This is a genomic window from Protofrankia sp. Cr1 (genome assembly GCF_963555865.1).
Classification (GTDB): Bacteria; Actinomycetota; Actinomycetes; order Frankiales; family Frankiaceae; genus Protofrankia.
The window spans coordinates 4,812-9,243 of sequence record NZ_CAUVXO010000199.1 but is presented as its reverse complement, the minus strand read 5'-3'; the positions used below and the strand labels follow the sequence as shown (position 1 = coordinate 9,243).

Here is a 4,432-nt window from a genome sequence, read left to right as displayed (position 1 = left end):
GGTCCCCGTCGTCGTCCCCGCGGTGGCCGTCTTCGTTGCCGTCGCCGTCCCCGCGGTCGTCATCGGTACGTGCCGTCGGGATGGCGGACCGGCTGCCTGGTTCGGCAAGTCGCGCGAGATCACTCTCGATCTTCGTCAGTCGATCGACCATGTCGGTAGCGTCGCCACCGCGTTCACGAATGGTGCGCAGCGTGTCCATCAACATGAGCCATTGGTCGCGGTCGACGGTGACGGCGTCGGCGAGCTGGTTGGGCGAGTACGTCGGGAACAGACGCTGAACGACGGCGACCACCTTGGTGACCTCCGCCGGGTTGAGCCGGTCCGGCCGGCCCCGGACATAGGAAACAAGATCCTTCAGGCTGATGAGCGTGACACCTTCGACCGCTCCGTCGCTCCACAGAACGCCCGCCTCGACCATCGCCAGGATCGGCGTGACCGGAATTTTGATCATTGGTGTGGCCGTACGGGTCCGGGCGCGAACCTCGTCCCCGAGCCATTTGGTGAGGTCGAGCGGCTTAGTCAAGGGCTGTCCGTCGACCTTGGCTCCGTCCTTGGCCCCGTCCTTGGCGTAGCGCACGGTGCCGGTGGAGGCGTCGCTCTTTATCACCATGACTCCGCCCGGCCCGACCAGCAGGTGCCCGATGGTCGCCTCGGAACCGGGGACGCGGCGGTCGTGCATGATTACGTATCCATAGCGGCGGAGCCGGTTGATCGCGCTGGCCGTCTTGCGTTCGGCATCGGCGCTCTCGCGCAGCGTCTCGATCTCAGCGACCGGATCGAATGATCGGCCGATCACGATTAGTGGCCAACCGAGCTCGATCAGCAGAAACGCGCCCACGGCGATGGAGATCGACAGGCGAAGACCCGACGCGACCAGGACCGCGAATATGACCGCGATGGGGAAGGCGCGCAACGCGGCGCGCGGCACGGTGTGCGCGAGGCGTTCACGCCGCATCTGCGCGTGCTGTTCGCGCGCCCGCTGGTAGGCCATCTGGAGGGAGTAGCCGGGACGGTCCCGGGTATCGCCTCCGAACGGACCTCGTAGCGGGCCCCTGAGCGGGCCCCTGGTCAGGCTCTTGGTCGTACTCGCCATCGTGTCCACCAAGGATCGTGAGGTCGCCAACATCGTCCGGAGCCTTGGCATTCGCAACTCTTCCAAGCGCCGAGCGTCGTCGCGACAGCGCGCACGCGTGTTACGGGCCGCACTCATCCTGCAACCGTTGGCCGTGTCAGGACAAGGGAATCCCAGTAATTGGTCCAAGTTTCCCTTGGTTGGCGGGACGTTGGTCCGGTCCGCCCCTGAAAAAAGACAGGTATATGATATAGCTGTTTGATCTAATTTGGATGGCTGTGAGCCAGATCGCCGCTGGCCGGATCGGAGCGTTCTGCCGGTCGCCCGAAGGGCTGCGCGTGACCCGTGTGTGTAGGAAGGTGGGCAGCGGCCTGGTAGGCGGCGATCCGGTAGGCGGCGGTCTGACTGGGGTCGGTCTGGTTCGGCGGGCAAGTTACCGACTGGTAGCAGTACGCTCCCACCGTCGGTAGGAGTAACTGGAGGATGTGTTGAGACTCGCTATCGGTGGAGTGATCGCCGTTGTCGCTCTGGCGGTGGCCGGACGACGGTTCTACTGGTTGTTCAGGCTGATCCGCCAGGGTCAGCCCGCTCCCGGTCGGTTCGACGGAGCCGGCGTGCGCCTGTGGAGTGAGATCAGCGAGGTCGGCGGTCAGCGGAAGCTGCTGAAGTGGACGGTCCCCGGGATCGCGCATGCCTTCACCTTCTGGGGCTTCACGATCCTCATGCTGACCGTGATCGAGGCGTTCGGCGCCCTCTTCGATGATCACTTCCACATCCCGCTGTTCGGGCACTGGGCGGTGGTCGGCTTCATTGAGGACTTCTTCACCGTCGCGGTCCTGGCAGGGTTGGCGGCCTTCACGGTCATCCGGCTGCGCAACGCCCCCGCCCGCCTCGAGCGAAAGTCGCGGTTCTACGGGTCACACACAGGGCCGGCCTGGGTCATCCTCGGGATGATCACATCGGTGATGGTCACCCTGCTGATCCTGCGTGGCGCCCAGTTCAACGCCGGCACCCACCCGCAGGGGGACACCAGGTGGGCCTTTGCCTCGTATCTGGTCAGCCGTCCGCTGGACGCCTTCTCGACGTCGATCAACGGGCACATCGAGACGGTCTTCCTACTGCTCAACATCGCCATCATCATGGGCTTCCTGGTGCTGGTCGCCTACTCCAAGCACCTGCACATCTTCCTCGCGCCGATCAACGTCATCACCAAGCGCGAGCCCAGGGCGCTCGGCTCGCTCGGCAGCACTCCTGACATCGAGAGCCTGATGGACGCTGACGACCCGATCGTCGGCGTCGGCAAGATCGAGGACTTCTCCTGGAAGGCGATGCTCGACTTCTCCACCTGCACGGAGTGCGGGCGGTGTCAGAGCCAGTGCCCGGCCTGGAACACCGGCAAGCCGCTGTCACCGAAGCTTCTGATCATGGACTTGCGCGACCATCTGTTCGCCAAGGCGCCGTACCTGCTCGCAGCCAACGGTGCCGGGGACGGCGACGAAGCCGGGGCTGGAGCCGGGGCCGGTGCCGCGGCGGCCACCGGCACCGCGGACGCGTCGGCGAAGCACGTCGTCCACCACGTACCCGAGTCGGGCTTCGGGCGGGTCCCCGAGCCCGGTCGGCCGCAGGCCGATCGGCCGCTCGTCGGTACCGAGGAGGAAGGCGGGGTGATCGACCCCGACGTCCTGTGGTCCTGCACCAACTGCGGCGCCTGCGTCGAACAGTGTCCCGTCGACATCGAGCATGTCGACCACATCATCGACATGCGTCGCTACCAGGTGATGATCGAGTCGGCGTTCCCGAGCGAGGCCGGCGTGATGCTGCGCAACCTGGAGAACAACGGCAACCCATGGGGTGTCTCGCCCCGGGTCCGCACCGAGTGGACCGAGGGTCTGGCGTTCGACGTCCGCGTGCTCGACGACGGCGAGGCCATCCCCGACGATGTCGAGTACCTGTACTGGGTGGGTTGCGCCGGGGCCATCGAGGACCGGGCCAAGAAGGTCTCCCGGGCGTTCGCCGAACTGCTGCACATCGCCGGGGTGTCGTTCGCCATCCTCGGCACGAGCGAGTCCTGCACCGGTGACCCGGCCCGCAGGCTCGGCAACGAGTACCTGTACCAGGAGATGGCCAAGGCCAACATCGAGGTCCTCAACGCCGCGGCCCCGAAGAAGATCGTGGCCACCTGCCCGCACTGCTTCAACAGCCTCGCGAACGAGTACCCGGCACTGGGTGGGACATACGAGGTCATCCATCACACGCAGCTGCTCGGCACGCTCGTCGAGGACGGACGGCTCGTGCCCGTCCAGCCGGTGGACTCCTCCGTCACCTACCACGACCCGTGTTTCCTCGGTCGACACAACCAGGTCTACACCCCGCCGCGGGAGATCCTCGACAGCATTCCGGGCCTGCGCAGCCAGGAGATGCACCGCTGCAAGGAGCGCGGCTTCTGCTGTGGCGCCGGTGGCGCCCGCATGTGGATGGAAGAGAAGATCGGGAAGCGGGTCAACGTCGAACGGGTGGATGAGGCGCTCGCGCTCGATCCGGACATCGTCTCCACGGCCTGTCCGTTCTGCATCGTCATGCTGACCGATGCCGTGACCGAGAAGAAGCAGTCGGGTGGGGCGAAGGAGGGCGTCGAGGTCCTCGACGTCTCTCAGCTGCTCGCCCGCTCGCTGGCCGCACCGGTCCAGGCCGGGGGCATCCCGACGGCCACGGTGGGCACCACGGTTGCCGCGGACGCGGCCGGGTCGACAGACGGGGCGGGAGCATCCGGGTCCGACTGATGTGGTGACGCCCGAAACGATGTGAGTCCACTGTCATGGTGACAGCACCGGATTCACATCGTTTCGGGCTTTTCCGCGTTCGGGCCTCACCACTCAGCAGGATGGACGGCGGCGGGTCAACTGCGCCACACGGCGTGCGCCCGGGATCATCGTGAGCCGTGGCCAGACCAGGAACGCCTCGGCTTCAAGCATGGCCAGGGCGATGCGAGGAAGGTCACGGTTCGTTGGAAAGCAGATGTAGCGCGGCGACCACTGCGGTTGGAACTTCGCGTTGAACCGGTAAAGGCTGTCGATCTGGAACCAGCGGGAGAGGAAGACCAGCAGCCCTCGGAAACGTCGGGTCACCGGCCCGGCACCGAGTCGCTGGCCGCGTTCCAAGGCGGACCGGAAGAAGGCGAAGTTCAAGGACAGCCGGTCCACGTTCAGCCCGGTCGCGGCCCGTACCGCCGAGACGATCAGGAAGTCGTTCAGCCCGTTGTCCGCGGCGCGGTCGCGCACCATCATGTCCAGCGAAAGGCCCCGAGGTCCCCACGGGACGAAGTGCAGCAGCGCCCGCAGCCGCGGTTCGCTCCTTTTGTCC

At 66.2% G+C, this 4,432-nt stretch carries 3 protein-coding genes; 1 reads left to right on the top strand and 2 read right to left on the bottom strand.

Annotated features, from left to right (window positions below):
• Positions 1-1,093, bottom strand: a 1,093-nt coding sequence (locus tag U9980_RS15915) for a nuclease-related domain-containing protein (RefSeq protein WP_322768637.1), incomplete at its 3' end; no start/stop codon positions are given.
• A 467-nt stretch (positions 1,094-1,560) separates the two neighbouring features.
• Between U9980_RS15915 and U9980_RS15910 the strand changes: the two genes are divergently transcribed.
• Positions 1,561-3,852, top strand: coding sequence for a (Fe-S)-binding protein (locus U9980_RS15910; protein WP_322768636.1), 2,292 nt, complete (start codon positions 1,561-1,563; stop codon positions 3,850-3,852).
• 93 nt (positions 3,853-3,945) lie between these two features.
• Here the strand turns inward: U9980_RS15910 and U9980_RS15905 are convergent.
• A partial coding sequence (locus U9980_RS15905) for a phosphatidylglycerol lysyltransferase domain-containing protein (protein WP_322768635.1) occupies positions 3,946-4,432 on the bottom strand: 487 nt, incomplete at its 5' end.